The organism is Curtobacterium caseinilyticum, assembly GCF_030363035.1.
In the GTDB taxonomy this organism is placed as follows: Bacteria; Actinomycetota; Actinomycetes; order Actinomycetales; family Microbacteriaceae; genus Curtobacterium; species Curtobacterium caseinilyticum.
The window spans coordinates 420175-446715 of record NZ_JAUCMN010000002.1 but is presented as its reverse complement, the minus strand read 5'-3'; the positions used below and the strand labels follow the sequence as shown (position 1 = coordinate 446715).

At 71.7% G+C, this 26541-nt stretch carries 27 protein-coding genes and 4 tRNA genes; 8 read left to right on the top strand and 23 right to left on the bottom strand.

Translation table 11 applies throughout. The annotated features are described in order from the left end of the window. Positions 1–12 precede the first annotated feature (12 nt). Entirely contained in the window at positions 13–1170 is a 1158-nt protein-coding gene (locus QUG93_RS04645) for a Gfo/Idh/MocA family protein (RefSeq protein WP_289472487.1), read from the bottom strand. Next, on the bottom strand, positions 1167–1913 hold the full coding sequence (locus QUG93_RS04640; RefSeq protein ID WP_289472485.1) for a sugar phosphate isomerase/epimerase family protein: 747 nt from the start codon (positions 1911–1913) through the stop codon (positions 1167–1169). Before QUG93_RS04640 ends, QUG93_RS04645 begins: the two co-directional genes overlap by 4 nt. 143 nt (positions 1914–2056) lie before the next feature. Here QUG93_RS04640 and QUG93_RS04635 point away from each other — a divergent pair, with 143 nt between their 5' ends. Continuing rightward, positions 2057–3268: an ROK family transcriptional regulator gene (locus QUG93_RS04635; protein ID WP_289472484.1), complete on the top strand. Its 1212-nt coding sequence runs from the start codon at positions 2057–2059 to the stop codon at positions 3266–3268. A gap of 286 nt (positions 3269–3554) precedes the next feature. Beyond that, the gene (locus QUG93_RS04630) at positions 3555–4133 is read left to right on the top strand and encodes a YqaJ viral recombinase family protein (protein ID WP_289472633.1); all 579 of its coding nucleotides are present in this window, start codon (positions 3555–3557) and stop codon (positions 4131–4133) included. Here QUG93_RS04630 and QUG93_RS04625 read toward each other — a convergent pair. The 6 genes from QUG93_RS04625 to QUG93_RS04600 all read right to left on the bottom strand — a co-directional run bounded on the left by QUG93_RS04625 (position 4130) and on the right by QUG93_RS04600 (position 7755). Continuing rightward, on the bottom strand, positions 4130–4738 hold the full coding sequence (locus QUG93_RS04625) for a Pr6Pr family membrane protein (protein WP_289472482.1): 609 nt from the start codon (positions 4736–4738) through the stop codon (positions 4130–4132). The genes QUG93_RS04630 and QUG93_RS04625 overlap by 4 nt on opposite strands. 91 nt (positions 4739–4829) lie before the next feature. Then, a complete protein-coding gene (gene rplA / locus QUG93_RS04620) occupies positions 4830–5519 on the bottom strand; it encodes a 50S ribosomal protein L1 (RefSeq protein WP_126891273.1) in 690 nt (229 codons plus the stop codon). A gap of 88 nt (positions 5520–5607) precedes the next feature. Then, positions 5608–6039: a 50S ribosomal protein L11 gene (gene rplK, locus QUG93_RS04615; RefSeq protein WP_017888638.1), complete on the bottom strand. Its 432-nt coding sequence runs from the start codon at positions 6037–6039 to the stop codon at positions 5608–5610. 156 nt (positions 6040–6195) lie between these two features. Continuing rightward, positions 6196–7251 (bottom strand): transcription termination/antitermination protein NusG, encoded by a 1056-nt coding sequence (gene nusG / locus QUG93_RS04610; RefSeq protein WP_289472481.1) that lies wholly within the window; start codon positions 7249–7251, stop codon positions 6196–6198. 132 nt (positions 7252–7383) lie between these two features. After that, entirely contained in the window at positions 7384–7668 is a 285-nt protein-coding gene (gene secE, locus QUG93_RS04605; RefSeq protein WP_289472479.1) for a preprotein translocase subunit SecE, read from the bottom strand. Between the two features lie 14 nt (positions 7669–7682). Further along, positions 7683–7755 (bottom strand) — tRNA-Trp (locus QUG93_RS04600). A 212-nt stretch (positions 7756–7967) separates the two neighbouring features. Here QUG93_RS04600 and QUG93_RS04595 point away from each other — a divergent pair. Then, a complete protein-coding gene (locus QUG93_RS04595; RefSeq protein WP_289472631.1) occupies positions 7968–9152 on the top strand; it encodes a pyridoxal phosphate-dependent aminotransferase in 1185 nt (394 codons plus the stop codon). 135 nt (positions 9153–9287) lie between these two features. Here the strand turns inward: QUG93_RS04595 and QUG93_RS04590 are convergent, their stop codons facing one another. From QUG93_RS04590 to QUG93_RS04580, 3 genes are read right to left on the bottom strand one after another with little or no spacing between them, the layout of a single operon-like run. Beyond that, complete coding sequence (locus QUG93_RS04590) at positions 9288–10319, bottom strand: UDP-N-acetylmuramate dehydrogenase (RefSeq protein ID WP_289472477.1); 1032 nt, start codon at positions 10317–10319, stop codon at positions 9288–9290. A gap of 2 nt (positions 10320–10321) precedes the next feature. Beyond that, complete coding sequence (locus QUG93_RS04585) at positions 10322–10744, bottom strand: MaoC/PaaZ C-terminal domain-containing protein (RefSeq protein ID WP_289472476.1); 423 nt, start codon at positions 10742–10744, stop codon at positions 10322–10324. Then, positions 10741–11190: a MaoC family dehydratase N-terminal domain-containing protein gene (locus QUG93_RS04580; RefSeq protein WP_289472474.1), complete on the bottom strand. Its 450-nt coding sequence runs from the start codon at positions 11188–11190 to the stop codon at positions 10741–10743. Before QUG93_RS04580 ends, QUG93_RS04585 begins: the two co-directional genes overlap by 4 nt. A gap of 120 nt (positions 11191–11310) precedes the next feature. Here QUG93_RS04580 and QUG93_RS04575 point away from each other — a divergent pair, with 120 nt between their 5' ends. Further along, a complete protein-coding gene (locus tag QUG93_RS04575; RefSeq protein WP_289472472.1) occupies positions 11311–11688 on the top strand; it encodes a hypothetical protein in 378 nt (125 codons plus the stop codon). 557 nt (positions 11689–12245) lie between these two features. Here QUG93_RS04575 and QUG93_RS04570 read toward each other — a convergent pair. The 5 genes from QUG93_RS04570 to QUG93_RS04550 form a co-directional block, all read right to left on the bottom strand. Next, a tRNA-Met gene (locus QUG93_RS04570) sits at positions 12246–12322 on the bottom strand. A 32-nt stretch (positions 12323–12354) separates the two neighbouring features. Further along, a tRNA-Thr gene (locus tag QUG93_RS04565) sits at positions 12355–12426 on the bottom strand. A gap of 92 nt (positions 12427–12518) precedes the next feature. Then, positions 12519–13691, bottom strand: a complete 1173-nt coding sequence (locus tag QUG93_RS04560) for a M23 family metallopeptidase (RefSeq protein ID WP_289472471.1) — start codon at positions 13689–13691, stop codon at positions 12519–12521. A gap of 167 nt (positions 13692–13858) precedes the next feature. Then, positions 13859–14680: an inositol monophosphatase family protein gene (locus QUG93_RS04555; RefSeq protein ID WP_289472469.1), complete on the bottom strand. Its 822-nt coding sequence runs from the start codon at positions 14678–14680 to the stop codon at positions 13859–13861. A gap of 81 nt (positions 14681–14761) precedes the next feature. Next, positions 14762–14843 (bottom strand) — tRNA-Tyr (locus QUG93_RS04550). Between the two features lie 194 nt (positions 14844–15037). Here QUG93_RS04550 and QUG93_RS04545 point away from each other — a divergent pair. Continuing rightward, positions 15038–15526: a YajQ family cyclic di-GMP-binding protein gene (locus QUG93_RS04545; protein WP_022906448.1), complete on the top strand. Its 489-nt coding sequence runs from the start codon at positions 15038–15040 to the stop codon at positions 15524–15526. Between the two features lie 11 nt (positions 15527–15537). Beyond that, entirely contained in the window at positions 15538–16998 is a 1461-nt protein-coding gene (cls, locus tag QUG93_RS04540; protein ID WP_289472467.1) for a cardiolipin synthase, read from the top strand. Positions 16999–17058: 60 nt separating this feature from the next. Here the strand turns inward: cls and QUG93_RS04535 are convergent, their stop codons facing one another. Genes QUG93_RS04535 through QUG93_RS04520 form a run of 4 tightly spaced genes read right to left on the bottom strand, consistent with a single transcriptional unit; the run spans position 17059 to position 21499 of the window. Then, positions 17059–18177, bottom strand: a complete 1119-nt coding sequence (locus tag QUG93_RS04535; protein ID WP_289472465.1) for a heparan-alpha-glucosaminide N-acetyltransferase domain-containing protein — start codon at positions 18175–18177, stop codon at positions 17059–17061. 10 nt (positions 18178–18187) lie between these two features. Beyond that, positions 18188–19558, bottom strand: coding sequence for an FAD-dependent oxidoreductase (locus tag QUG93_RS04530; RefSeq protein WP_289472463.1), 1371 nt, complete (start codon positions 19556–19558; stop codon positions 18188–18190). 40 nt (positions 19559–19598) lie between these two features. Next, positions 19599–20675: a polyprenyl synthetase family protein gene (locus QUG93_RS04525; protein ID WP_289472461.1), complete on the bottom strand. Its 1077-nt coding sequence runs from the start codon at positions 20673–20675 to the stop codon at positions 19599–19601. A gap of 32 nt (positions 20676–20707) precedes the next feature. Then, positions 20708–21499 carry a demethylmenaquinone methyltransferase gene (locus QUG93_RS04520; protein ID WP_289472460.1) on the bottom strand — a complete coding sequence of 264 codons (792 nt, stop codon included), beginning with the start codon at positions 21497–21499 and terminating at the stop codon, positions 20708–20710. 118 nt (positions 21500–21617) lie between these two features. Between QUG93_RS04520 and QUG93_RS04515 the strand changes: the two genes are divergently transcribed. Beyond that, positions 21618–22877 carry an isochorismate synthase gene (locus tag QUG93_RS04515; RefSeq protein ID WP_289472458.1) on the top strand — a complete coding sequence of 420 codons (1260 nt, stop codon included), beginning with the start codon at positions 21618–21620 and terminating at the stop codon, positions 22875–22877. A 107-nt stretch (positions 22878–22984) separates the two neighbouring features. On the opposite strand, the gene menD is transcribed toward QUG93_RS04515, so the two are convergent. Both menD and QUG93_RS04505 read right to left on the bottom strand, forming a co-directional pair. Continuing rightward, complete coding sequence (gene menD / locus QUG93_RS04510) at positions 22985–24724, bottom strand: 2-succinyl-5-enolpyruvyl-6-hydroxy-3-cyclohexene-1-carboxylic-acid synthase (RefSeq protein WP_289472629.1); 1740 nt, start codon at positions 24722–24724, stop codon at positions 22985–22987. Further along, the gene (locus QUG93_RS04505; protein ID WP_289472457.1) at positions 24717–25082 is read right to left on the bottom strand and encodes a PLDc N-terminal domain-containing protein; all 366 of its coding nucleotides are present in this window, start codon (positions 25080–25082) and stop codon (positions 24717–24719) included. Before QUG93_RS04505 ends, menD begins: the two co-directional genes overlap by 8 nt. A gap of 78 nt (positions 25083–25160) precedes the next feature. Here QUG93_RS04505 and QUG93_RS04500 point away from each other — a divergent pair, with 78 nt between their 5' ends. Further along, positions 25161–25484: a DUF4229 domain-containing protein gene (locus QUG93_RS04500; protein WP_289472456.1), complete on the top strand. Its 324-nt coding sequence runs from the start codon at positions 25161–25163 to the stop codon at positions 25482–25484. Between the two features lie 42 nt (positions 25485–25526). Here QUG93_RS04500 and QUG93_RS04495 read toward each other — a convergent pair whose 3' ends face one another. Further along, positions 25527–26522 carry a 1,4-dihydroxy-2-naphthoate polyprenyltransferase gene (locus QUG93_RS04495; RefSeq protein ID WP_289472454.1) on the bottom strand — a complete coding sequence of 332 codons (996 nt, stop codon included), beginning with the start codon at positions 26520–26522 and terminating at the stop codon, positions 25527–25529. Positions 26523–26541: the final 19 nt, after the last annotated feature.

The following is a 26541-nucleotide window of genomic DNA, read 5'->3' as shown; positions in this document are numbered from 1 at the left end:
GGACCCTGGCCGTCAGGCCAGGGTGGACGCTGCGGGGTCCCAGCCCTCCGGGAGGGTCGGGGAGGGTGCGACGGTGCTCTCCACGAGCACGGTCTCACCACGTTCGGCTGCCTCGGCGATGGAGACCATCACGTCGAGGACGTGGAAGGCGAGGGCACCGGGGACCCGGTTCTCCTCGCCGGCGCGCAACGCACGGGCGAGGTCGACCACGCCGGTACCACGCGAGTAGGTGGAGCCGACGGCGGGGATCGTCTCGGGCTCCTCGGCGCCGTGCGAGTAGAGCTCGGTGTCGCCGTCGAACTCGTTCGGGTCCGGGAACACGACGGTCCCCTGCTCCCCCGCGATCTCGACGAAGCCGGTGCGGCCGCGGTCGGACTCGAACGAGAACACGCTCTGCGCGCTCGCGCCGGACTCGAACTGGATCAGCGCGGAGTGGTTCGTCGGGACCTCGACGGGGAACTCGGTGCCCGCCTTCGGGCCGGAGCCGATCGTGCGGGTGGCGCGGGACGTCGACGCGGTCGCCGTTACCTTCGCGACCGGGCCGAAGACCTGCACGAGCGTGGTGATGTAGTACGGGCCGATGTCGAACAGCGGGCCGGCGCCGTACGCGAACAGGAACTCGGGGCTCGGGTGCCACGACTCCGGGCCGGGGCTCTGGAAGAGCGTCAGGCCGTTGAGCGGGGTGCCGATCCGACCGTCACGGATCGTCCGGAGCGCGGTCTGCAGACCGGCACCGAGGAAGGTGTCCGGCGCGACGCTGACGGTCCTGTCGGCCGCGGCGGCGGCATCGCGGAGCTGCGCGGCGCTCTCGCGGTCCAGCGCGTAGGGCTTCTCACCCCAGACGTGCTTGCCGGCGGCGAGGGCCTGCAGGGCGACCTCGACGTGGGCGGCGGGGATCGTGAGGTTGACGACGATCTCGATGTCGTCGTCCGCGAGGAGCTGCTCCACCGAGCCGGATCCGGCGACGCCCCACTTCTCGGCCTGCGCGGCCGCACGCGGCTCGTCGATGTCGGCGATGAAGCGGACCTCGACGTCCGGGAACACCGTGAGGTTCGAGAGGTACTGGTCGGAGATGACCCCGGCGCCGATGACGCCGACGCCGACCGGGCCGGTGCGGCGGGTGGTGTCGCCGGCCTGCTGCGTGCCGGTCGCGGTGCTGGTGTCGGTCATGCGCGGGCCCCCTGGAGGAACGTGTAGGAGTCGGCGACGGCCTGGAAGACGTCACCCTCGTGGTCGTCGAGCTCGACGACGTGCTGGGCGTCGGGAGCGGCGGCGACGATGTCGGTGATCGGCATCACGCCGTTGCCGACCGCGACCTGCTTCGTGTCGTCGTGCGAACCGTCGCCGTCCTTGACGTGCAGGAACTGCACCTTGTCGCCGTACTTGCCGATGATCGCGACCGGGTCGTCGCCACCGACGGTCACCCAGTAGGTGTCGAGCTCGAGCACGACGTCGTCGGACAGGGCGTCCGCGAAGACCTCGTAGGCGCTCACGCCGTCGATGCGGTTCGAGAACTCGAACGCGTGGTTGTGGTAGCCGAGCACGAGCCCGTGGTCGGCGGCACGCGGGGCGAGGGCGCTCAGTTCGCGGGCGACGGCCTCGACGTCCTCGCGGGTGGTCCAGCGGGCTTCGTCGATGTGCGGGTCGATGAGCGTGCCCATGCCCAGGGTGGTGCTCGCCCGCATGATGCGCTCGAGGTCCTGCTCACCGGCGTCCAGCAGGCGGGCGTGACCGCTCGGCGCCTGCAGGCCGGCGGCAACCAGTGCGTCCCGCAGCTCCTCGGCGCGCTCGACGTAGCCGAAGGCCTCGACGTTCGTATAGCCGATGGATGCGATGCGCTGGAGCGTGCCGGGCAGGTCCGCCGAGAGGGCGTCCCGCACCGTGTAGAGCTGGACCGACAGGGGTTGCGTCACCAGGGGTTCTCCTCGTCGAGATGGTGGATCGTCAGTGATCGAGCGTCACACTACGGACGCTTCTGTCGCCGGTCAAGCAAAAGTTGTCGACTTCTCGACAGCCTTCGTTGCGTGGAGCGTTCGATGTGTGCTTCACTCCCGACATGGTCGACTTCACCCGGACGGCAGCGTCGCCCCCGGTCGGCACGAGCGAGCTCTTCCAGATCCTCCGCGACGGCGTGCCGCGGACCCGGGCGGAGCTGGCCGCCCTGACCGGACTCGCACGCTCGACGATCGCCGTGCGCCTCGACGCCCTCATCGACGTCGGGCTCGTCGGTCCCGTCGAGACCGCCGCGTCCACCGGCGGCCGTCCGCCCGCGCAGGTCGCACTGGTCCCTCGGGCGCGGCTCGTGATCGCCGCCGACCTCGGCGCCTCGCACGGCCGCGTGGCCGTCACCGACCTCGTCGCGGCGTCGCTGGCCACCCGCGAGGCACGGATCGACATCGCCGCCGGTCCCGTACCCACGCTGACGTGGCTCGTCGAGACGATCGACGACCTGCTCGCCGAGGTCGGACGCACCCGTGACGACGTCGTCGCGATCGGCATCGGCGTCCCCGGACCGGTCGAGTTCTCCACCGGACGCCCCGCGAACCCCCCGATCATGCCCGGCTGGGACGGCTTCGACGTGCCCGGGTGGCTCCGTGGCCACGTCGCCGCGCACGTCCTGCTCGACAACGACGTCAACATCGCGGCCCTCGGCGAACGCGAGCACGGCTGGCCGGGGGTCGACCACCTGCTGTTCGTGAAGGTGGCGACGGGCATCGGCTCCGGGATCGTCTCGGACGGGCAGCTCCGCCGGGGGGCGCAGGGCACCGCCGGTGACATCGGGCACGTGCGGGTGTCCCGCGCGGGCGACGTCCCCTGCCACTGCGGCAACACCGGCTGCCTCGAAGCGGTCGCCTCCGGACCTGCGATCGCCCGTGCCCTCCGCGCCAAGGGCCACGACGTGCACACGAGCGGTGACGTCATCGACCTGGTGAACCGGTCCGAGCTCGACGCGATCGGAGCAGTCCGCCAGGCCGGGCGGGACATCGGCGAGGTCCTCGCCACCTGTGTCTCGCTCGTGAACCCGTCCGTCATCACCCTCGGCGGCTCGATCACCCGTGCCGGGGAACACCTGCTCGCCGGCGTCCGCGAGGTCGTGTACTCCCGCTCGATGCCGCTCGCGACGGAGCACCTCGTCATCGCGCAGTCCCGTGCCGGTTCGGTCGCCGCGCTCCAGGGGGCCGCCGCGCTCGCGATCGGCTACGCGCTCTCCCCCGCCGGGGTCGACCAGCTCGTCGCGCCCGCCGAGGGGCGCGCGCTCGTCTCCTGACCACGCGCTCGCGCGCGTCGGTTACCGCCGTGTCGGCGCGCGGGGTGAGAATCGTCGGGTGACGATCGTGCAGCCCACCCTGTGGGGCGACCTTGACCCCGGCCTGGAGGAACGCCCCGCGTCCTCCGCGTCGGTCGCGTCCGACGCACGGTCGGCTGCGCCCCGCCCCGCGTCGGGCGGACGATCCGCCCTGGCGTCCGGCGGGCGGTCCGCCGCAGCGTCGCCGTCTGCCACCGCGTCCGGCGCGCGGTCCGCCGCGGCCAGCGCGCACGACGCCTTCACGGCGCTGCGCGGGCACACCGAACGCATCGTCGCGCACTCCTCGGACCGCGTCGCGTGGCTCCGTGCCCGCGCGATGGGCATCACCGCGACCGACGTCGCCCGACTCGCCTCTCTCCGCGCGGTCGAGGCCGTCGTCGCCGAGAAGCGCTACGGATCACGGTTCTCCGGCAACGCCTGGACGGAGCACGGCAAGGACCGCGAGCCGGTCATCGCCGCCTGGGTCGCCGCCACGCACGGCATCGAACCATCCGCCCACCTGTTCCACGCCAGCACCAACCGCGCGCATCTCGCGACCCCGGACGGCGTGGGGTACGACGCGTCGCAGCGGCTCGTGCTCGCCGAGATCAAGACCACGGGCAAGGGGTGGCGCAGCATCCCGCGGCACTACCTGCGGCAGGTCTGGTGGCAGCAGTACGTGCTGGGCGCCGACCGCACGCTGTTCGTCTGGGAGCGCCACGACGACTTCGTGCCCGTCGCCGACGAACCCGAGTGCCGCTGGGTCGACCGCGACGACGACCAGATCCGCGGCCTCGTGCAGCTCGCCGACCGCGTGCTCGACAAGCTGCGGGCGTACCGGGTCTAGACCCGCACCAGGCGGAGTCGGCTCATCCCGACCACCAGGATCCCCGTCAGCGCGATGAACACCGCGACGCCGCAGCAGTACAGCGCCACCACGCCGTAGCCCTGCGCGGGGGCGAGGAACGGGTACGGCACCCAGCCGTCGGTGGCACCACGCACCAGGACCACCACGAGCCACACCGCGGGGTAGAGCAGGAACCACCACACGTGTCGGAGCAGCAGCCGCGCACGATCCGAGAACAGCAGCCAGTCGAGCACGGCGTACAGCGGGACCCACCGGTGCAGCAGGTCGTTCGACCACGGGACGGAGTTCGCGACCCCCACACCGACGAGCAGGGTGTTGTAGACCACGCCGGTCGTGGCGATGTACACCGTCGCAGCGCCGCGGAACCCGCTGACCAGCACGTCGGTGCGCTTCCGCCGGGCTGCGGCGACCAGGGTCAGCGCGAGCGCGACGCCGACGGCGATGTTCGACTGGATCGTGAAGTACCCGAAGAAGTTCCAGGACAGGTAGTCCGGGGTCCGTGCGCTCTCGAGCCACTGGCCGAGCACGGCGGCCGCGACCGCGATGACGGCGACGAGTCGGAGGCAGTTGACGAAGGTCCGCACGGAGCAACGCTACCGAGGCTGCTCCCGGACGTGCAGGAAGGCCCGCACCGGTTCCGGTGCGGGCCTTCCTGTCGCGATCAGCCGATCAGGCTCAGATGGCGTTGACGTCCAGCGGGATGCCGGGGCCGAAGGTCGTCGAGACGGCGCCCTTCATGATGTAGCGGCCCTTCGAGGCGCTCGGCTTGAGGCGGACGATCTCCTCGAGCGCGGTCGAGATGTTCTCGTCGAGCTGCTCCGGCGTGAACGAGGCCTTGCCGACGACGAAGTGCACGTTGGCGTGCTTGTCGACGCGGAACTCGATCTTGCCGCCCTTGATGTCGTTGACGGCCTGCGCCACGTTCGGGGTGACGGTGCCGGTCTTCGGGTTCGGCATGAGGCCACGCGGGCCGAGCACCTTGCCGAGACGACCGACCTTGCCCATGAGCTCGGGCGTCGCGACGGCGGAGTCGAACGCGGTGTAGCCCTCGGCCACCTTCGCGATGAGCTCGTCGCCACCGACCTCGTCGGCACCGGCGGCGATGGCGGCCTCGGCCGCAGCGCCGACGGCGAAGACGATCACGCGGGCGGTCTTGCCCGTGCCGTGCGGGAGGATGACGGTGCCGCGCACCATCTGGTCCGCCTTGCGCGGGTCGACGCCGAGCTTCAGCGCGACCTCGACGGTGGAGTCGGTCTTCGCCGAGCCGGTCTCCTTCGCGAGGGCGACGGCCTCGGTCGGGGTGTAGAACTTGTCGGCCTCGATCTTCGCGGCCGCGGCCTGGTAGGCCTTGGACTTCTTCGCCATGGTGTTCTCCTCAGGAGCTACGTGGTTGGCGAGCCGGCGAGGCTCTCCCACGGAAGGGTGATGGGGTGTGTGCCTGAAGCGGCGAGGCTCAGGCCTCGACCGTGATGCCCATCGAGCGCGCGGTGCCGGCGATGATCTTCGCGGCCTGCTCGATGTCGTTCGCGTTCAGGTCGGCCTGCTTGGTCTCGGCGATCTGACGGACCTGGTCCATCGAGATCTTCGCGACCTTGACCGTGTGCGGGGTCGAGGACCCCTTCTGCACACCCGCGGCCTTCTTGATGAGCTCCGCGGCTGGCGGGGTCTTCAGGACGAACGTGAACGAACGGTCCTCATAGACGGTGATCTCGACCGGGACGACGTTGCCGCGCTGCGACTCGGTCGCGGCGTTGTACGCCTTGCAGAACTCCATGATGTTCACGCCGTGCTGACCGAGCGCCGGACCGATCGGCGGGGCCGGGTTGGCGGCGCCCGCGTTGATCTGCAGCTTGATCAGGCCCGTGACCTTCTTCTTCGGTGCCATGTTGTGCTTCCTCCTGGAATCGAACGCACGGGGATCCGTGCACTCTCCCGCTGGCCCGGCGGATCCGGACCGCGGTGAAGCCCCGCACGCCGGGCGCGCGGGGCCAAACCTCAGTAGTCTACCCGATCCGTGGGGGCCGGGCAGTGTGTGGGACGGCTAGAGCTTCGTGACCTGGTCGAAGCTGAGCTCGACCGGGGTCTCGCGCTCGAACAGCGAGACGAGGACCGTGAGCTTGCCGCTCTCCGGCTTGATCTCGGAGATCGAACCCGGCAGGCCCGCGAACGAGCCTTCCTTGATGGTGATGGTCTCGCCGATCTCGAAGTCGACCTCGGCCTGCGGCTGCGCCTGTGCGGCGCCGCCGGACTTCGCGCCACCCTTGGTCGGAGCGGCCTCGGCGACCTGCACGAGGGACTTCAGCATGCCGAACGCCTCGTCGAAGCGGAGTGGGGTCGGGTTGTGCGCGTTGCCGACGAAGCCGGTGACACCCGGCGTGTGCCGGACGACGGACCACGAGTCCTCGTTCAGGTCCATGCGGACGAGCACGTACGAGGGGATCCGGACGCGGGTGACCAGCTTGCGCTGCCCGTTCTTGATCTCGACGACGTCCTCCATCGGGACCTCGACCTGGTAGATGTCGTCCTCCATCGACATCGACACCATGCGGTTCTCGATGTTCGACTTCACGCGGCGCTCGAAGCCCGCGTAGGAGTGGATGACGTACCACTTGCCGGGCTTCATCCGGAGCTCGGCCTTGAACGCCTCGTACGGGTCGACCTCCGCCGGCTCGTCCTCGGCTGCCTCGTCGTCGTCGAGCGCCTCGTCCGCGGCGAGCGTCTCGTTCGCCTCCGCGGCGGTGGCGTCCTCGAGCTCGGACTCCTCTTCGTCCTCGACCGCCTCGACGGCCGCCTCGGCCTCGTCGACGGAGTCGATCTCGAGCGCGTCGTCCACGACGGCGTCGGCCTCGGGGTCGCGGGACTCGGCCAGCGCCGTGAGGGCCTCGTCGATGGAGGTGTCGACCGTGCCGTCGTCGGGCTCGTCGCTCAGGCCGAGGGACTCGTCGTCCTCGTCCTCGACGGAGATCGCACGCTCCTCGGCGGACTCGACCGAACGGCCCTCGGCGGTCTCGACGTCGCCTTCCTGGTTCTCCTCGACCTCGGAGGACTGCTCGGCAGCCGTGGCGAGGTCGATGTCGTCGCGGGAGTAGTCAGACACTGCGGTTCTTTCCGTTCGGTGGTGCGGATCGGGTGTGCGGCCGGAGCGTTGCGCATCCGTCGCCGTCTCGGGGCGACCGTACTCCTGTCGGCATCAGCCCAGGTCGGAGGACGACGGCCCGGCCGTGTCGGATCAGACCGTGGGACCGTTGCCGAAGACGTAGCCGACGCCGAGACCGAAGACGAAGTCGAGGATCGACACCAGGATCATCATGACGACCACGAAGACGAGCACGACGCCCGTGTAGCTGAAGAGCTCCTTGCGCGTCGGCGTGACGACCTTGCGGAGTTCGCCGATGACCTGGCGGATGAAGAGGGCGATGGCAGCGAACGGACCGCCGCGCTGGGCGCGATCGGCCTTCGCCTTCGCGACGACGTCGTCCGCCGTCGTTTCCATGTCCTTGCTCGCCAACTTCACACCTTCCAGACTTGCAGGGCGGACAGGACTCGAACCTGCAACCTGCGGTTTTGGAGACCGCTGCTCTACCAATTGAGCCACCGCCCTAGGAGGGGTTGAACCCCCGGGCACGTCCCGTCACCGTTCCGTGCACCGGTGGTCGAGTGTACGGGAGTCCGTCACACGCTGTCCACTTGACCGGCTCCCCGGCGTGCCGCGCCGGTAGGCTGGCGCCCGTGAGCACCGCAGCCCCCGGCCCCGAGTCCACCGCCCCCGAGTCCGTCCGCAGCCCCGCCGACGCGACGTCCGACCACGCGCGCATCGCCTCGCGCATCGCGGCGATCGCCGAGTCCGCGACGCTCAAGGTCGATGCGAAGGCCAAGGCACTCAAGGCCGCTGGTCGTCCCGTCGTCTCGTTCGCCGCCGGCGAGCCCGACTTCGCGACGCCCCAGCACGTGGTCGAGGCTGCCGTGCTCGCCGTGCAGGACCCCGCGAACCACCGCTACACCCCGGCGACCGGCCTCCCGGAGCTGAAGCGCGCCGTCGCCGAGAAGACCGCGCGGGAGTCCGGCGTGACCGTCGACCCGTCGCAGGTGATCATCACCAACGGTGGCAAGCAGGCCGTGTACCAGGCGTTCCAGACGATCGTCGACGCCGGTGACGAGGTCCTGCTCCCCGCTCCGTACTGGACCACCTACCCGGAGGCGATCCGCCTGGCCGGCGGCACCCCCGTCGAGGTGTTCGCGGGCAGTGACCAGGACTACCTCGTCACCGTCGAGCAGCTCGAGGCCGCCCGCACCCCGCAGACCAAGGCGCTGCTGTTCTGCTCGCCCTCGAACCCCACCGGCTCGGTGTACTCCGCCGAGCAGACGAAGGCCATCGGCGAGTGGGCCCTCGAGCACGGCATCTGGGTGATCAGCGACGAGATCTACCAGGACCTCGTCTACGACGACGTCCGCTTCACCGGCATCCTCGAGGCGGTCCCCGCCCTCGCCGACACCACGATCCTGGTGAACGGCGTCGCGAAGACCTACGCCATGACGGGCTGGCGCGTCGGGTGGTTCATCGGCCCGGCGGACGCTGTCAAGGCCGCGTCGAACCTGCAGTCCCACCTGTCGTCCAACGTCGCCAACGTCTCGCAGCGTGCCGCGATCGCCGCGCTCACCGGCCCCCAGGAGCCCGTCGAGGCGATGCGCCAGGCGTTCAACCGCCGACGCCGTGCGATCGTCGAGGGCCTGAACGCCATCCCGGGCTTCGTCACGCCGACGCCGAAGGGCGCCTTCTACGTGTACCCGGACGTCACCGCCCTGCTCGGACGCGCGTGGGCGGGATCCACGCCGACCACGACCCTCGAACTGGCGGACCTGATCCTCGAGCACGCCGAGGTCGCGGTCGTGCCGGGCGAGGCCTTCGGGCCCTCCGGCTACATCCGCATGTCGTACGCGCTGGGCGACGACGACATCGCCGAGGGCGTCCGCCGCCTGACGGAGTTCTTCTCCGCGTAGGCCCCCTCCGCAACACGCAACGTGGGCGGTTCCTCACGGCGCAGTACCGCTGCGCCGAGCCGCCCACGTTGCGTTTCGCAAGGCCGCGAGGCCGCGAGACCGCGATGGCCGGGAGGCACGGCGTGCGTCCGGCGGTCAGCTCACGCTGAGCAGGTCCCCCACCACGACGGGCTCCGGGACCAGGGAGACCCCGAAGCGGTTCAGGACGGTCACCTGCACGTACCGCGCGAGCTCAGCGACCTGCGCCGCGGTCGCGCCGCCCCGGTTCGTCAGGGCCAGGGTGTGCTTCGACGAGATCGCCGCGCGGGAACCGGGGACCGCGTACCCGCGGTGGACCCCCGCGTGCTCGATCAGCCAGGCGGCGCTGAGCTTCACGTCGTCGCCCGCCGGCCAGCGTGGGGCGTCGGCGGGCAGTGTCTCGGCGAAGTCGGCCGACACGATCGGGTTCGTGAAGAAGGAGCCTGCGCTCCAGGTGTCCGGGTCGACGTCGTCGAGCACCATGCCCTTCGAGGAACGGAGGCGGAGGACCGTCGCACGGATCGTCCCGGGTGCGACGGGCGCGCCGAGGTCGACCCCGAGCGAGCCGGCCAGCTGGGCGTAGCGGACCGGGACCCCGGCCTCCGGAGCGGCCCCGAGCCGGAACTCGACCGTCAGGACCACGCCCCTGCGTCCGTGCTTGAGCGTCGAGGTGCGGTAGCCGAGCGCCAGCTCGGCCGCGTCCACCCACGCGCGCTCCCCCGTCGACGCGTCGAGGAACTCGATGCGGGTGAGCACGTCGGAGAGCTCGACCCCGTAGGCGCCGATGTTCTGCACGGGGGCGGCCCCGACCGTGCCCGGGATGCCGCTGAGGGCCTCCAGACCGGTCCACCCGTTCTCGACGGTCGTCGCGACGAACCGGTCCCAGGGTTCACCGGCCGCGACGCGGACGGTGACGCCGTCCGCGTCCGGATCGGCGTCCACGCCGCGCGTCCGGACGAGCACGACGGTGCCGGCGAAGCCCTCGTCGGCGACGAGCAGGTTGCTGCCGCCACCGACGACGAGCCACTCGTCGTCCTGCCACGCGGTCTGTGCGTGCGCGACGAGCTCGTCGGTCGTGTCCGCGACCAGGAGGGTCGCCGCAGGACCCCCGACGCGGAACGTCGTGAGGTCGGCCAGGCGGTTCGACACGCTCAGCGGAACACCACCGTGACCTGCGCCTTGCCGAGCACGGTCTGCCCGGCGGCGGTGACGGTGAGGTCGATGCGCTGCGGACGGCCCTGGTCGTCGACCGTGCCGACCTTGGCGACCACACCGACGGTCGCGCCCTCTTCCGGATCGACGACGACGGGACGGGTGAAGCGCACACCGTAGCGTTGGACCCAGCCGCGGTCGCCGAGCCACTCGGCGACGGGCTGGACGGCGAGGCCCATCGTCAGCATGCCGTGCGCGAGGACGCCCGGCAGCCCGACGGACGCGGCGACGTCGTCGCGGTAATGGATCGGGTTGAAGTCGCCCGAAGCGCCGGCGTAGCGGACGAGCGCGTCGCGGGTCAGGTGGACCTCGCGCTCGGCGACGACCGTGCCGACCTCGAGCGTGGTGGGTGCGGTGGTCATGCGTCGTCTCCTCGGACCACGAGGGTGGAGGTCGCCGTGACGACGTGCTCCCCCGTGGCGTCGTCCATCGTGCTCTCGGCCGTCACCATGGCGTTGCCGCCGAGGGTCTTCACGCTCGTGACGGTCAGCGTCGCGGTGAGCTCGTCCCCGGCGACGATCGGCCGGTCGTACGTGAAGGACTGCTCGCCGTGGACCACGCGCGAGAAGTCGATCCCGGCGTCGGGCTCGGCCAGGAGCTGGGCGAGCGTGGCCTCCTGCACGACGACGGCGAAGGTCGGCGGCGCGACGACGTCGGCGTAGCCGGCGGCGCGAGCGGCATCGGGCTCGTGGTGGATCGGGTTCGTCGCGAACACGGCGCGTGAGAACTCGCGCACCTTCTCGCGACCGACCAGGTAGGGCTGGGCCGGCGGGAACGTCCTGCCGACGAGCTCGGGGTTCACTGACACGGGTGTGAGTCTACCGAGCACCCGCGACACGTCCCGGATGATGAGGTTGCATCGGCTATGCTCGTTGCACGGCTTCCGGGGGGAGGCCGTGAGGACGACTCCGGGGTCGGGGAGGAACGCATGGAGCACACAGCGCAGTACGCGGTGCACACGGGAGACCGGTGCACGGCCATGGAGGTCGCCGGCGCGGCCCTCCGGCAGAGCGGTCACCGGGTCGAGTCGACAGGGGGCACGATCACCGCGACCACCGGCAACCGGCTGCTGACGATCCTGCTCGGCGCCCTGGTGCACCCGTCGCGCGAGTTCCGACGCTACGAGCTGTCGACGACCGTGACGGGGACGTCGACCACGATCACGCTCCGGCACGCGCGGCACGGGACGGCGGTGGCGGGCGGGGGCATCGGCGCCGGACGTCGGCGGAGCGCCTGGCAGCAGGTCGAGGCGACGCTCGAGCGCGCCCTCCGCGCCGCGGGCGTGCTCACCGCTCCCCCGCGCTGAACGGGCGTCCCGGGCCGGGCGTGCCGAGTCGGGTCGGACGTACCTGGCCAGCGCGGAGGTCCTGACGAGCGCGGGCGTGCCTGGTCAGATCGGGCGTCCCTCGTCAGATCGGGCGTCCCTCGTCAGATCGGGCGTCCCTGGTCAGACCGGGCGTACCTGGTCAGATCGGGCGTACCTGGTCGAATCGGGCGTACCTGGTCTGTCGGTTCGACCTGGCATGCCCGATCCCACCAGGCACAGCACCTGTGATGGGAAGGAACGGGCGTACCTCATCGGAACGGGCGTACCTAGAAGGGACGGGCATACCTCGGCAGAACGGGCGTACCTGGTCTGTCGGTTCGACCTGGCATGCCCGATCCCACCAGGCATGGCACATGTGATGGGAAGGATCGGGCGTACCTGATCGGAACGCGCGTACCTGGTCTGCATGGGCGCATCAGGTCGGCACGACGAGCACCAGCAGTCGGTGCAGCAGCCAGCGCGGGCCGCAGTCGGTGCAGCAGCAGTCGGGGCAGACCGGGAACGACGAAAGCCCGGCGATCTGGCCGCCGGGCCTGTGGTAGCGAGGACGGGACTTGAACCCGTGACCCCACGATTATGAGTCGTGTGCTCTAACCAACTGAGCTACCCCGCCAGAGATCCGGAGCGCCAACGGCTCCGGGTCGGAGCCCCGAGTCAGGATTGAACTGACGACCCCTTCCTTACCATGGAAGTGCTCTACCACTGAGCTATCGGGGCGAGTGCCGCTCGGCGGCACCACACGAGAGTAGCAGACGTGCGGCGGTGGTCAGGAACCGGACGTGACGCCCGGGCGTGCCGCCGCCCCTCCGCTAGTTCGCGTTGGCTCGGAGCCAGGCCAGCGGGTCCACCGGGACGCCGCCGACGTGGATCTCCAGGTGCAGGTGCGGACCCGTCGAGTTGCCGGTGGAACCGACCTCGCCGAGCTCGTCGCCGACGGCGACCTGCTGACCGGTGACGACCTTGAAGGTGCCGTCCTTCATGTGGCCGTAGACGCTCGTGAACTGCTTGCCGTCCACGTCGTGCTGCACCCAGACGTCGTTGCCGAAGCCGCCGTCGTGCGCCTGCACCTTGATGACCGTGCCCGCGGCGACCGAGCGGATCGGCGTGCCCTCACCGGGGGCGAAGTCGACGCCCATGTGGTTCGTCGAGCAGAACGAGCAGCCCTCGACCTGACGGCCACCGAAGCCGGACGTGATCGGGACGCCGGTCAGGAACGGCCACTGGATGGTCCCGTTCGGGTCGTTCGAGAACGACGAGGAGTCGACGTTCCGGTACTGCGTGGCCGCGGTGACCGAGTACTGGTCGCGGGCGGTCTCGGCGTCCCCCGCGGCGGCACCCACGCTCAGCGACTGCGCCGCACCGTCGGCGGACCGGGCCGAGGTGGTGTCCGCCGGCGGTACCCAGAGGGCCTGCGCGGGCAGGGAGGTCGACACGACCAGGCCGGCCGCGAACAGCAGCGCACCGACGGCCGTGACGCGCGACGCAGCACGACGGAAGGACGCACCGTGGTGGGCCTGGGGACGGGACGTCGCCGTCGGCACGGCACCGAGGTGCCGGGTCGCCCGGTCCACGTGCGCGGGCGCGGCGGCACCAGCAGCACGGGCCGGTCGGCGCGCGGGCGGGACCTGACCGAGCACACGTCGCGGCGACGCGGCGGGCAGCGTCGGCGCACGCTCGGCCTCGACGACGGGTGCGACGTCCGGCGACACCGGAGCCGGCGGCGTGACCACCCCGGACGTGGCCGCCGGCAGCACGGGCGACGCCGGCGCCAGGTCGACCGGTGACATCGGCGCCGCAGGCGTCGCCGGCGTCACGAGGTCGTCGAAGGACGGCGTCCCGCTGTGGACCGGGAAGCCGTCGCGTACCGCGGCTGCGCGGCGCTCCGCCTCGATGCGTGCGCGTCGGGTGAGGTGCACGACCGGCTCGGGAGCGGTCGTGGTGTCGGTCCGGGTGGGCACTGTCGACTGGGAGGCGTGGGGCATGTGTTCGGGGCTGATCCTGATCGGGGCACGGGGCGCTCGTTGGTAACGAGCAGGTAACGGGACTGCAGAACGCTAGCAGGGGCAGTCGCCCTCCGCCAGTCGCGTGCACGACCGTGCAGTGCTCCGGGAGCGTGGAACCGGCGTGCTGGCCGCGGACTCGCGGGCGCTCAGTCGGGCAGGACGTCGCCCTCGAGTCGACGCAGCAGCGTCTCGAGCTCGTCGGCGATCGCGGGCGCGGCGAACAGGAACGAGCGCGTCCCGCCCGCTTCCCAGATGCGGACGGTTGCGCCGGCCTCCGCTGCGACGACGGCGCCGGCAGCCATGTCCCACGGGTTGATGCCCCGCTCGTAGTAGGCGTCGACGGTCCCGGCACCCACCGCACAGCAGTCGAGCGAGGCCGCCCCCGCACGGCGCACGTCACGGACCTCACCGATCAGTCCGGCGAGCACCGCGACCTGTTCCCGACGACGGTCGGCGGTGTACCCGAACCCGGTGGCGACGAGGGTCTCGGCGAGCGATGCCGGCGTCGCGACGCGCAGTGGGTCGCCGTCGCGCGTGGCGCCCTCCCCCACGACGGCGCGGTACACGGTCCCCGTCGCGGGTGCGACCACGACCCCGGCAACCGGCTCCCACGTCGTCGGGTCGGCGCTGCCCTGGACGACGCCGATGCTCACGCCGTACTGCTCGCTGCCGTACAGGTAGTTGACCGTGCCGTCGATGGGGTCCACCACCCACGTGATGCCGGTCGAGCCCGCGCCCGAGCCGGACTCCTCGCCGTGGAAGCCGTCGTCCGGACGTGCCGTCGCGATCCGGGCGCGGATGAGCGCCTCGACCTCGCGGTCGGCGGCCGTGACGACGTCGGCGATGCTCGACTTGCGGTCAGCGACCTCGACCCCCTCGCTGCGGCGCCTGGCGGCGAGAGCGGCGGCCTCGCGCGCGATCGACTCGGCGAGGTCGGCGAACTGGGCGGGGGTGAGGGTGGCGGGCATGACACCAGCCTGCCGCAACGAGAACGGCCCCGTCCGCAGGGACGGGGCTGTTCTCGGCGATCGCGTGTCCGGTGGACACCGTGGCAAGTGAGGGATTCGAACCCCCGAAGGCTACGCCGGCTGATTTACAGTCAGATCCCTTTGGCCGCTTGGGTAACTTGCCGTGTGCGCACCCGGCCGGTGTGATCACCAACCGAAGGCGCGCTGAAGAGCATAGCGGATACCGGAGGGTGCTCGTGACCACCGACCGCATCGTCGGCTGGTCGTTCCTGCACGAGCGGTCGCGACCACGCGCCCGTCCCCACCCCGCCTGCGGGACCGGAACCGCGCCTCCCGTCCGCCGTTAGGCTGTCCGGCATGGCAGACAGTTCCTTCGACGTGGTCAGCAAGGTCGACAAGATGGAGGCGGAGAACGCCCTCAACCAGGCCGCCAAGGAGATCGAGCAGCGGTACGACTTCAAGGGTGCCGACGCCTCGATCGCCTTCAGCGGCGAGGACGTCCTCATCAAGGCGAACTCCGAGGAGCGCGCGAAGGCCGTCCTCGACGTGCTGCAGAGCAAGGCGATCAAGCGCAACATCTCGCTCAAGAGCCTCGACGCCGGTGACCCGTACCCGTCGGGCAAGGAGTACCGCATCGAGGTGAAGTTCAAGAACGGCATCGAACAGGACGTGGCGAAGAAGATCGGCGCGTTCCTCCGGGCGAACGCACCCAAGAGCGTCAAGAACCAGATCCAGGGTGACGAGCTCCGCGTCTCCTCGAAGAGCCGCGACGACCTGCAGAACACGATCCAGCTCCTCAAGGGTGAAGAGTTCGACGTGCCGCTGCAGTTCATCAACTTCCGCTAGCGCCGGACCCCGTGGAGCACTGGCTCGGCGTCGCGGTCACGATCCTCCTGGTCCTGCTGGACCTGGCGATCCGCGTCTTCTCGATCATCTACGTCCCGTACAACCGGAAGCCGCAGACCGCCACGGCCTGGCTGCTCGCGATCTTCCTCATCCCGTACATCGGGTTCATCGTCTTCCTGGTCATCGGGTCGACGAAGCTGCCGAGGGCGCGACGCGAGAAGCAGACCGAGATCAACGCGTACATCCTCGAACAGACCGAGGGCATCGAGCGGGTGCGCCGCGACCACCCCTGGCCGCCGTGGCTCGAGAGCATCACGAAGCTCAACCGCGAGCTCGGCGCGATGCCCCTGGTCGGCGGGAACTCCGCGGAGCTCTACCCCGACTCGTACGAGTCGGTGCAGGAGATGGCCGGGGAGATCGACCGGGCGCGGCGCTTCGTGCACGTCGAGTTCTACATCGCCACGCTCGACGACACCACGCGGCCGTACTTCGAGGCCCTGGCACGGGCACAGGCCCGTGGCGTGACCGTCCGCTTCCTGCTCGACCACTGGGCCAGCCGCGGGTACCCGGGCTACAAGGACACCCTCGCGTTCCTCGACCGCGCCGGCATCGAGTGGCACCTCATGCTGCCGCTCCAGCCCCTCCAGGGGAAGTTCCAGCGCCCAGACCTCCGCAACCACCGCAAGATCATGGTGGTCGACGGGTCCGTGGCGTTCACCGGCTCGCAGAACCTGATCGACCCGTCGTACGACCTGAAGTCGCACATCGAGAAGGGCATGGTCTACAAGGACCTGTTCGCACGCTTCGAGGGCCCGGTCGTCGCCGGCCTCAACGCCCTGTTCGTGACCGACTGGTACAGCGAGACCGACGAGCTCCTGCTCCGCGAGAGCGACCCGGTGCAGCGGGCGGACCGCGGTGACGCCCTCGACTGCCAGGTCGTGCCGTCCGGACCCGGGTTCGACGGTGAGAACAACCTCCGGCTCTTCAACGCGCTGCTCTACGCCGCGCAGGACAAGGTGTCGATCACCTCGCCGTACTTCGTACCGGACGACTCGATGCTCTACGCCATCACCACGACGGCGCAGCGCGGGGTCGAGGTCGAGCTGTTCGTCGGCGAGATGGGCGACCACGCGATGACGTGGCACGCGCAGCGCTCCTACTACGAGGAACTCCTCCGCGCCGGTGTGCGCATCTGGCTGTACCGGGCACCGACGATCCTGCACGCCAAGCACTTCACGATCGACGACGACGTCTCCGTCATCGGGTCGAGCAACATGGACATGCGCTCGTTCAGCCTGAACCTCGAGGTGTCGGTGATGGTGCGTGGTCGACGGTTCGTGGACGCGCTGCGCGAGGTGCAGGCCGCGTACAAGGACGCGTCCTTCGAGTTGACGCTCGACGCGTGGCTCGAGCGCCCGCGCCGGTCACAGGTGCTGGACAACGTCGCGCGACTCACCGCGGCCCTGCAGTAGCGGACCGTCGGACGAGCCCGGAACCGGCGCACGACGACGACCCCGCCCGATCCCCGTGACTCAGCGCGGCGCCGGCACCAGCCCCGTCAGCCGGGCGACCAGACGTTCGAGCGGTCCACGGCCGAGGAACGCGCGCCAGAGCATCGCGAACAGCACCGAGCCGAGGGCGAACGCCGCCCACGCGGTCGTCGACTCCGGGTACTCGGGCAGGAACGCGATGACGACGATGTGCCCCGCGTAGACGGTCAACGGCATCGAGCCCACCGCGGCCAGGGGGTACGCGATCCGGGCGACTGCCCGCCCACGCCGGTCGACGAGCAGCGTGCAGAGGGCGATCACCGCGACCGCGACCCCGGCCGTGCCGACGACGTCGACCACCGACGACGAGTGGTCCCGCGGGGACAGGAACAGCTGCGCGAGGGCGACGGACTCCGAGCTGCCGAGCGGAGCCCAGGGGACGCCGGGGAAGGCCAACGCGGCGTCGGCGGGCACGGGCGCCAGGGCGTTCCCGACGGCGTACGCGGCCGCGGCGGCCACCGCGCCGGACGCGAGGAGCGCGACCTGGGTGCGCCGCGCCTCCAGTCCGGCCCGGGCGACCGCGAGACCGACCAGCACGTACGCCAGGAAGGTGACCACGGGGTAGACGAGTCCGAGCTGGACCTCCCACGTGCCCGCGCCGGCGTAGAGCGGCGCGGTCGCGAGCGCGACCGTCGGGGACGCCAGGGCGCACGCACCCGCCAGCAGGAGCAGCCAGGCGGACCGCAGGCGCAGCACCGGCACGACGAGCAGGAAGAGCGCGCCGTACGTCGGCAGGATCACGTAGACGGGCGTCTCCAGCGCCATCAGGACCAGACCGACGGCGATGACGACGACCGCGCGCACCGCGAGCCGGGCCCGCACACGACCGATCGCCGGAGGACCGGGAGGGGACGTCCGGCCGCTCGTCAACCCGATGGAGACGCCGGCGAGCACCGCGAAGAGCGTCGACGGGCGCCCGTGCGCGACCGCGGACCACGTCGCCGGGTCTGCCCAGTCGAGCTCGTCGGCGATCCCGCCGATGTGCGCGGCCATCATCCCCAGGAGCGCGAGCGCGCGGGCGACGTCGACCCCCTGCAGCCTGCCGGGCGCGACGAGCACGCCCCGCATCGCGGTCGGCGGTGCGGGGCGTGCCGTGCTCATCGGTCGGCGCTCAGCTCGTCGTCGAGCCGGCGCGGCGGAGCGAGACGTCGACCATCTCGTCGCGCGGGACGACCTTGACGCGTTCGCGACCCTCCGCGGCACCGAGCCCCTGCTCGTGCTCGTCGAGCGCGTGCCAGCCGTCGAGGTCGGTGTAGTCCACACCGCGTTCGCGGAGCAGGGCCGGCACCGCCTCGGGGGACGGGTCCGCCGGGGTCCACCAGGAGGCCTGGTCGTTGACGATGTGCTGCACCGTCTCCATGGCGTCGGACTTCGTGTGTCCGATCAGGCCGACGGGTCCGCGCTTGATCCAGCCGGTGGCGTAGACGCCCGGGACCGGCGAGCCGTCCTCGTCGAGCACCTGCCCCTCACGGTTCGGGATCACGCCCGTGCGCTCGTCGAACGGGACGCCGGGCAGCGGCGATCCGAAGTAGCCGACCGCGCGGTACACGGCCTGCACGGCGAGCTCGCGGACCTCACCGGTGCCCTCGACGCCGCCCTCGCCGTTCGGCCGGGTCCGCTCGTACCGGATCGCCGCGACGCGGCCGTCCTCGCCGACGAGCTCGAGGGGCTTCGCGTAGAAGTGCAGGTGCAGACGGCGGCTCGCCTGGCCGACATCGCGGGTGCGCCACTGCTCCAGGACCCGGTTCATCACCATGACCTGCTTGTTCGTGCGGATCGCGGTGAGCGAGGCCTCGTCGTGGTCGAAGTCCTCGTCGTACACGACCATGTCCACGTCGCGGAGCTCGCCGAGCTCGCGCAGCTCGAGCGGGGTGAACTTCACCTGCGCCGGGCCCCGACGGCCGAAGACGTGCACGTCCGTGACGGGGGACGCCTTGAGGCCCTCGTACACGTTGGCCGGGATCTCGGTCGACAGCAGGTCGTCGGCGTGCTTGGCGAGGATGCGCGACACGTCGAGCGCGACGTTGCCGTTGCCGATGACCGCCACGCTCGACGCGGCGAGCGGCCAGGTGCGCGGGACGTCGGGGTGGCCGTCGAACCAGCTGACGAAGTCGGCGGCACCGTACGAGCCGTCGAGCTCGATGCCGGGCAGGTCGAGGTCGGCGTCCTTGATCGCGCCGGTCGAGAACAGGACCGCGTTGTAGTGCTGCTTGAGGTCGTCGAGGGTGATGTCCTCGCCGAAGCGCACGTTGCCGAACAGCCGCACGACGCCGCGGTCGAGCACGTCGCGCAGGGCGTTCACGATCCCCTTGATGCGCGGGTGGTCGGGCGCGACGCCGTAGCGGACCAGGCCGTACGGCGCGGGGAGCTGCTCGAAGAGGTCGATCGACACGTCGGTGCCGTGGGCCTCGCGCAGCAGGATGTCGGCGGCGTAGATGCCGGCGGGTCCGGCGCCGACGATGGCGAGTCGGAGGGTGGGCACTGATGTCTCCAGTTCGTTCGGGCGGGGTGCTCCCGGTGGTTCAGCGGCTGCGCTCGACGACGGACTCGGCGAACCGGGTCAGCGCGCGCTTCACGGTGCCGTCCGGCAGCGGTTCGAGGGCTGCGACGGCTTCCTCCGCCCAGCGGACGGCGACGGCCCGTGTGGCGGTGGTCGCCTCGTGGTCACGCAGTGCGGCCACGGCGGACTGGTACGGAGCCGACGCGACGGCGTCGTCGTCGGCGTCCTTCACGTCGTGCTCGATCCGGGCGAGCAGCGCCGCTGCACCCTCGTCACGGGCAGCGAGGCGACGGAGCTGCAGGAGCGGGAGCGTGTCGACGCCGGCGCGCAGGTCGTTGCCCGCGATCTTCCCGGTGCGGTCCTTCGCCGGTGCCAGGTCGATCACGTCGTCGACGAGCTGGAAGGCGACGCCGACCTTCTCGCCGAACGTGCCGACGGCGTCGAGGTAGGCCCGGTCGGCCCCGGAGAACATCACGCCGGCGCGGGCAGCGGTGGCGATGAGCGAGCCGGTCTTGTCGCTGAGCACCTGGATGTAGTGCTCGACCGGGTCGTCGTCCGGCTGGGGGCCCGTCGTCTCGTGCAACTGCCCCATGCAGAGCCGCTGGAAGGTCTCGGCCTGCATGCGGATGCCCTCGGTCCCGAGGTCGGCCGTGATGAGGCTGGCTCGTGCGAACAGCAGGTCACCGGTCAGGATCGCGACGTTGTTGCCGTAGGTCACGTGCGCGGCCGGCACCCCGCGCCGCACCGGCGCCTCGTCCATGACGTCGTCGTGGTACAGGGAGGCGAGGTGCGTCGTCTCGATGCTGACGGCGGCCTTGACGACCGCGTCCGTCACACCGTTGCCGAGCTGCGCGATGAGCAGCGTCAGCGTCGGCCGGATCCGCTTGCCGCCCGCGGACAGCAGGTACCGGCTCGTGGTGTCGGCCAGGGTGTCGGTGGAGCGCATCGCCTCTTCGAGGCCCTGTTCGACGAGCTCCAGCCCGTCGTCGACCGCGGTGATGAAGCGTCGCTCGGACGGCGTGGCGAACAACCGCTCGCCGATGCCCAGCGAGGCGCGGAGGCTCGGTGCGCGACGTGCGACCGGGACGCTCGGGTTCAAGTGGTGCTCCGTGTTCGGGGTCGAGGGACCGGTCAGGCGTCGGCGGCGTCGACGCTCGGCTGCTCGCCGGTCTGCTGGTGCTCGCGGCGTGCCTTCGCGCGACGGGCGACGGACTCGCGGACCTCGCCCGCGACGGGCTTCCGGCCACGGTGCAGCGCCACGATGCCGGCGGTGAGGTTGCGGTGCGCCACCATCGTGAAGCCGACGCCGCGGAGCCACTGACTGAGGACCTGCTGGTCCGGCCAGGCCTCGATCGACTCGGCCAGGTAGCGGTAGGCCGCCGGGTTGCTGCTGGACAGCCGCGCGATGCCGGGGAGCACGCGCTTGAGGTACGCGCCGTAGCCGAACCGCAGGAGCGCCATCGGCGGGGTCGAGAACTCGCAGATGACCACGCGGCCACCGGGCTTCAGCACGCGGAGCATCTCGGTGATCGCCTGCATCGGGTCGTTGACGTTGCGCAGCCCGAAGGAGATCGTCACCGCGTCGAACGTGTCGTCGTCGAACGGCAGGTGCTCTGCGTCACCCTCGACGAAGGTGATCTCGGGGTGCCGCTCGCGACCGACGGCGATCATGCCCGCCGACAGGTCCAGCGCCGTCACCTCCGCACCCTTCTTCGCCAGCGCCGCCGCGCTCGTCCCGGTGCCGGCGGCGATGTCGAGCACCCGCTCCCCCGGCTGGGGGTCGACCGCACGGACCGTCGCGACGCGCCACAGCGGGGCGTTGCCCGCCGAGAGGATGTCGTTCGTGAGGTCGTACTTCGCGGCGACGTCGTCGAACATGGCCGCCACCTCGTCCGGCCGCTTGCTCAGGTCCGCTCTGCTCACCGCACCATCCTAGAGGGCCGGGCTCCGGGGTGACCGGACGCCCGGCCGGTCCGGCGACGGAGGGGTGGCACGGACTCGCCCGGGGTCCGCCGTCCGACCGCGCGCGTACGATCGGTCCGTGACCCGAACCACCACGGCGGCCCCATCGCTCACGGTCTCGACCCGGATCCTCGACGACCCGGGGGACGTCCTCCGCCACACCCTGCGGGACACGCCGCTGGCGTTCGTGCGGAACGGTGACGGGATCGTCGGGATCGGTGAGGCGCTCCGGTTCACCTTCACGGGGCCCGACCGGATGCGCGAGGCGTCGGCGGTGTGGCGCGACCTGGTCCGCGACGCCGTCGTGGACGACCCGGTGCAGGTCCGCGGCACGGGGCTCGTCGCGTTCGGGTCGTTCGCGTTCGCCGACGACTCGGCGGAGGAGAGCGTGCTCGTGGTCCCGCGGGTCGTGATCGGCAAGCGTCGTGGCCGCGCCTGGCTCACCGCCGTCGACACGACGCCCGACCCGGAACCGCTCGCGTTCTCGCGCACGTCGGTGCCGGTGCCGGCGGTCGGCGGACACGTCTCGGTCGCCCTCGCGCCCGGCAGCATCGACGAGGACGCGTACGCCGCTGCGGTCGCGGACGCCGTGCGCCGGATCGCTGCGGGAGAGGCCGAGAAGGTCGTCCTCGCCCGTGACCTGGTCGGCACGCTCCCGGCCGGGTCGGACCGCCGTGCGGTGTTGCTGGACCTCGCCGCCGCGTACCCGCAGTGCGTCACCTTCGCCGTGGACGGACTGGTCGGGGCGACCCCCGAGACCCTCGCCCGCACCGACGGCACCGAGCTGTCGGCGCGGGTGCTCGCCGGCAGCGCCGCCCGCGGCTCCGACCCGGTGTCCGACCGGGCGGCGGCCGAGGCCCTGGCGTCGAGTGCGAAGGACGTCGAGGAGCACGGCTTCGCGATCGCGAGCCTGCTCGAGGCGCTGCGCCCGATCGCGAGCGACCTGCGGGCCGACCCGGAGCCGTTCCGCCTGCAGCTGCCGAACCTGTGGCACCTCGCCACCGACGTCCGCGCGACCCTGCCGGTCGGGACCACCTCGCTGGACGTGGCCGACGCGCTGCACCCCACGGCTGCGGTGGCGGGCACCCCCACCGACGTGGCGGTGCGCCTGGTCGCCGAGCTCGAGGGCGTCGACCGGGGTCGCTACGCCGGTCCCGTCGGCTGGCTCGGCGCGAACGGGGACGGCGAGTGGATGCTCGCGCTCCGCAGCGCCCGGATCGACGCCGACGGCTCGGTGCGGGCATGGGCCGGAGCCGGCATCGTCGGCGGGTCGGACCCGGCGCGCGAGGTCGCCGAGACCGCCCTGAAGTTCCGACCGATCCGCGACGCCCTGGCCTGAGCCGGACGCCCTGGCTCGAGCCGGACGCCCTGGCTCGAGCCAGACGCCCGGGCCAGGCCCGGGCGTCCGGGCCGGGGCAGCAGGACGCCCAGGCCGCAGGACGCCCGTCAGTCGGTCAGCGGCACCTCGACGACGAGTCGCTGCGCCGGATCGGTGAGCACGGCCTCCAGGTCGCCCCAGGTGGCCGCACGCCGGTACTCCCAGCCGAGCCCCGTGACGACCCGCTCGACGTCGACGTGCTGGGGTGTCGTCATCATCCGGCGCATGTCGGCGTCCGGGGTGGTCGCCGCGACCTCGAGGCCGCGGAAGATCGCCCCGCCGTCGTCGTTGCCGACGACCACCTGCACGCGGTGCGTCCGCTCCTCGGACCCGGTGACGAACGCGCCGAGGTCGTGCAGGAACGTCAGGTCCCCGACGAGCACCCGCGTCGTGCCGACCGAGTCCGGCGTCCGCTCGAGCGCCGCCGCGATGCCGAGTGCCGTCGACACGGTGCCGTCGATGCCCGCGAGCCCCCGGTTCGCGTGCACGCGCAGCTTCTTGCCCGGCACGTGCGCGTCGGCGACCCGGATGAGCTGCGAGGCGCCGAGCACGAGCCGGTCGTGCGGCCACGTCGCACCCCAGACCGCGTCGACGAGCATGGTGCGGTCCACCGCTCGACGGCGGAGCGCGACCTCGTCCCGCAGGAACCGGTTCCGCTCGGCGCGGTCCCCGGACCGCTTCGCGTCGAGGTCCGGCCCGGCGTCTCCCCCGCCGAGGAGCGCGCGGCTCGTCGTCACCCAGCGTCCCACCCAGGCGCGGTGTGCGGGGGTGGTCCGGCCCGTCACCCGGACGTCGGACACGAAGGTGGTCGCGGCGTCCGGACGGGAGGCACGGGCCGGGTCGTACGGGTCGGCTCCCGGTCCGCGCACCACGATCGTCTCGACGTCGGGCCGCTGCAGGAGCGCCGGGACCTCGCGGCTGAGCGTGGGGTGCCCGAGCACGACGGCGCGGCGGACCGCGCCGCCGAGCTCGGGGTCGCGGAGCAGCTCGCGGTAGGCGACGACCAGGTTCCGGCCGAAGCGCGCTCCGCTCGAGACCTCCGCCAGCAGCGGTGCGCCGAGCTCCCACGCGATGCGCTCGGCGTCCTCGCCGGCGTCGTGTCCGGCGACGACGACCGTCGCGGGTGCGTCGTCCGGTGCGAGCTCGGCGACCGGCAGCCCGGAGTGCACCCGACGTCGGGCGTGTCCCAGGTCGACCTCGTCGTCGGGGACGCCTGCGACGTCCTCGGCGCGCAGTCCGGCCGAGAGCGGTTCGCGGAACGCGACGTTGAGCTGGACGGGGCCCGGCTGGCCGGTGTGCCCCGCGGCGACCGCCACGGCTTCGCGCGCGAGCTGCCGGAGGGTGTCCTCGTCGATGCCGCCGGCCGTCGGGGCCTGGACGTCGCGGACGAACGCGACCGCGGGGCCGAAGATGCCCGGCTGGACGGTGGTCTGGTTGCTGCCGATCCCCCGGAGTTCGTCGGGCCGGTCTGCGCTGAGGACGACCATCGGCACGCCGGAGTGGTGCGCCTCGAGCACCGCCGGGTGCAGGTTCGCGACGGCCGTGCCGGACGTCGTCACCACTGCGGCCGGCCGGCCGGACTCGACCGCGAGCCCGAGCGCGAAGAAGCCCGCGGTCCGCTCGTCGAGGCGGACGTGCACGGTGAGGCCGCCTGCCCGTTCGAGGGCGACCGCCGCGAGGGCGAGCGCCTGGGACCGGGAGCCGGGGCTCACCACGACGTCGGTCACCCCCGCGCGCGCCAGGTGCCGCAGCAGGGCGAGTGCGTGGTCGGTCGCCGGACTGCCGGAGCCCGCGGGCCCGTCAGCGATCGGCGGGGCGGTCGTCGTCTCGTTCGTCCCGGTCGCGGAACCGGTCTTCGAGGTCTCGGAGGATTGCGTCGTCCTGGTCCGTTCCGGTTCGGGGTGACCCGGCGGCACGGGGTCCGCCGAGGAAGTCCGGGTCGTCTTCGGGTCCACGGTACCGGGGCCCGGGGCCGGGGGTCGCCGGTGCACGACCCAGCAGGAACCAGAGCACCCCGCCGAGCACGGGCAGGACGACCACCAGGAGGACCCACCACCCGCGACGCAGGGAGCGGATGCGCTGGCGCGGCATGGTCGCGCAGTCGATGACCGCGTAGACCGTGAAGGCCACGGCGGCGACGACGACGATCAACCACAGACGGACCATCCCCAGAGCCTAGGTACTGCGCCTGTGACCGACCTGCTCGTCAGCCGACGCACGACCGACGTTCCGTAGACTCATCGGGTGAAAGCGTGGCTCGTCTACACCCTTGCCCGACTCGGCATCTTCGCCGCGGCGCTCGCCGTCCTGCTCGTGATCGGCCTGCGGTGGTACTGGGCCGCGATCGGCGCCGCCCTCATCGGCCTGCTCGTCTCGTACATCGCCCTGCCGGGGCTGCGCGGTCGGGTGACGTCGGACATCGCCGCGCGGCGGGCTCGTCCGGAGCAGGACACGGACTCCGACTTCGAGGACGACTTCGTCGACGCCGCCGACACGGACGCGGCAGGTGAGCAGCCGGTCTCCGACGCCGACCGACACCGCGCCCGGACCGAGCCCGACAACGACTGAGCCGGCGCCGGCGCCGGCGCCGGACGACCGTCGACCGTGCTCCTACGGCAGGAGCACCAGGGTGAGCCCGAGCACGACGCCGTAGGCGAGCGACGCGAACGACGACAGCTGCAGCGCGGTGATGAGCTCGCGCGGCTTGCTCGACGACACGCCGATCGCGAGCGCGGGCAGCGCCAGCAGCAGCGAGAAGTAGGCGAAGCCCGTGCGGAAGTACAACAGCACGAACCAGAGCAGCACGACGTACGGCAGCATCAGGAAGAGCGCGAAGAGCACCCGCGCGACCGGACGCCCGACCACGACGGCCAGCGTGCGCTTGCCCGCCTGTCGGTCCTCGTCGACGTCGCGGATGTTGTTCACCATGAGCACGGCGCAGGCGAAGAAGCCGGCCGCCACCGCGGCGGCCCAGCCGCTCGGCGTGACCTCGCGGATCTGCACGTACTGGGTGCCGAGCACGGCCACCAGGCCGAAGAACACGAAGACGAACACCTCGCCGAGCGCGTTGTACCCGTAGGGCTTCCTGCCGCCGGTGTAGTACCAGGCGGCGACGATCGCCGCTGCGCCGACCAGGAGCAACCACCACAGCCCGGTGAGCAGGACGATCACGAGACCGGCGACGGCCGCGAGGCCGAAGAACGCGAGCGCGACGGTGAGCACCGTGCGGGGCTTCGCCCGGCCGGCACCGGTCAGGCGGGCGGGACCGACGCGGAACTCGTCGGTGCCACGGACCCCGTCGGAGTAGTCGTTGCTGTAGTTGACGCCGATCTGCAGGAACAGCGCCACGGCGAGGGCGAGGAGCGCGACCGCCAGGTGGTGGTCACGCGCCAGGTACGAACCGAGGTCGCCCGGCTCGCCGGAGTCGACGAAGGCCACCCCCGTGCCGAGCACGACCGGCACGACACCGAGGGTGAGCGTGCGGAGCCGGGCACCGCCGATCCAGTCACGGGCGGTCGCCCGCTGCCTCGTGCGCTGCGGTGCAGCGGCCTTCGCCGGGTTGCCGCTGCGGCCCTTCACCGGGGTCGTGTTCTTCGTACGTGCCACGGCCGACCATCGTATCCGC

Excerpts from the sequence above, each read along its gene's own strand:
- QUG93_RS04645 (WP_289472487.1), bottom strand. The coding sequence starts at position 1,170 with ATGACCGACACCAGCACCGCGACCGGCACGCAGCAGGCCGGCGACACC.
- QUG93_RS04635 (WP_289472484.1), top strand. The coding sequence starts at position 2,057 with ATGGTCGACTTCACCCGGACGGCAGCGTCGCCCCCGGTCGGCACGAGC.
- rplA (WP_126891273.1), bottom strand. The coding sequence starts at position 5,519 with ATGGCGAAGAAGTCCAAGGCCTACCAGGCCGCGGCCGCGAAGATCGAG.
- rplK (WP_017888638.1), bottom strand. The coding sequence starts at position 6,039 with ATGGCACCGAAGAAGAAGGTCACGGGCCTGATCAAGCTGCAGATCAAC.
- QUG93_RS04585 (WP_289472476.1), bottom strand. The coding sequence starts at position 10,744 with ATGACCACCGCACCCACCACGCTCGAGGTCGGCACGGTCGTCGCCGAG.
- QUG93_RS04575 (WP_289472472.1), top strand. The coding sequence starts at position 11,311 with ATGGAGCACACAGCGCAGTACGCGGTGCACACGGGAGACCGGTGCACG.
- QUG93_RS04560 (WP_289472471.1), bottom strand. The coding sequence starts at position 13,691 with ATGCCCCACGCCTCCCAGTCGACAGTGCCCACCCGGACCGACACCACG.
- QUG93_RS04555 (WP_289472469.1), bottom strand. The coding sequence starts at position 14,680 with ATGCCCGCCACCCTCACCCCCGCCCAGTTCGCCGACCTCGCCGAGTCG.
- QUG93_RS04545 (WP_022906448.1), top strand. The coding sequence starts at position 15,038 with ATGGCAGACAGTTCCTTCGACGTGGTCAGCAAGGTCGACAAGATGGAG.
- QUG93_RS04535 (WP_289472465.1), bottom strand. The coding sequence starts at position 18,177 with ATGAGCACGGCACGCCCCGCACCGCCGACCGCGATGCGGGGCGTGCTC.
- QUG93_RS04505 (WP_289472457.1), bottom strand. The coding sequence starts at position 25,082 with ATGGTCCGTCTGTGGTTGATCGTCGTCGTCGCCGCCGTGGCCTTCACG.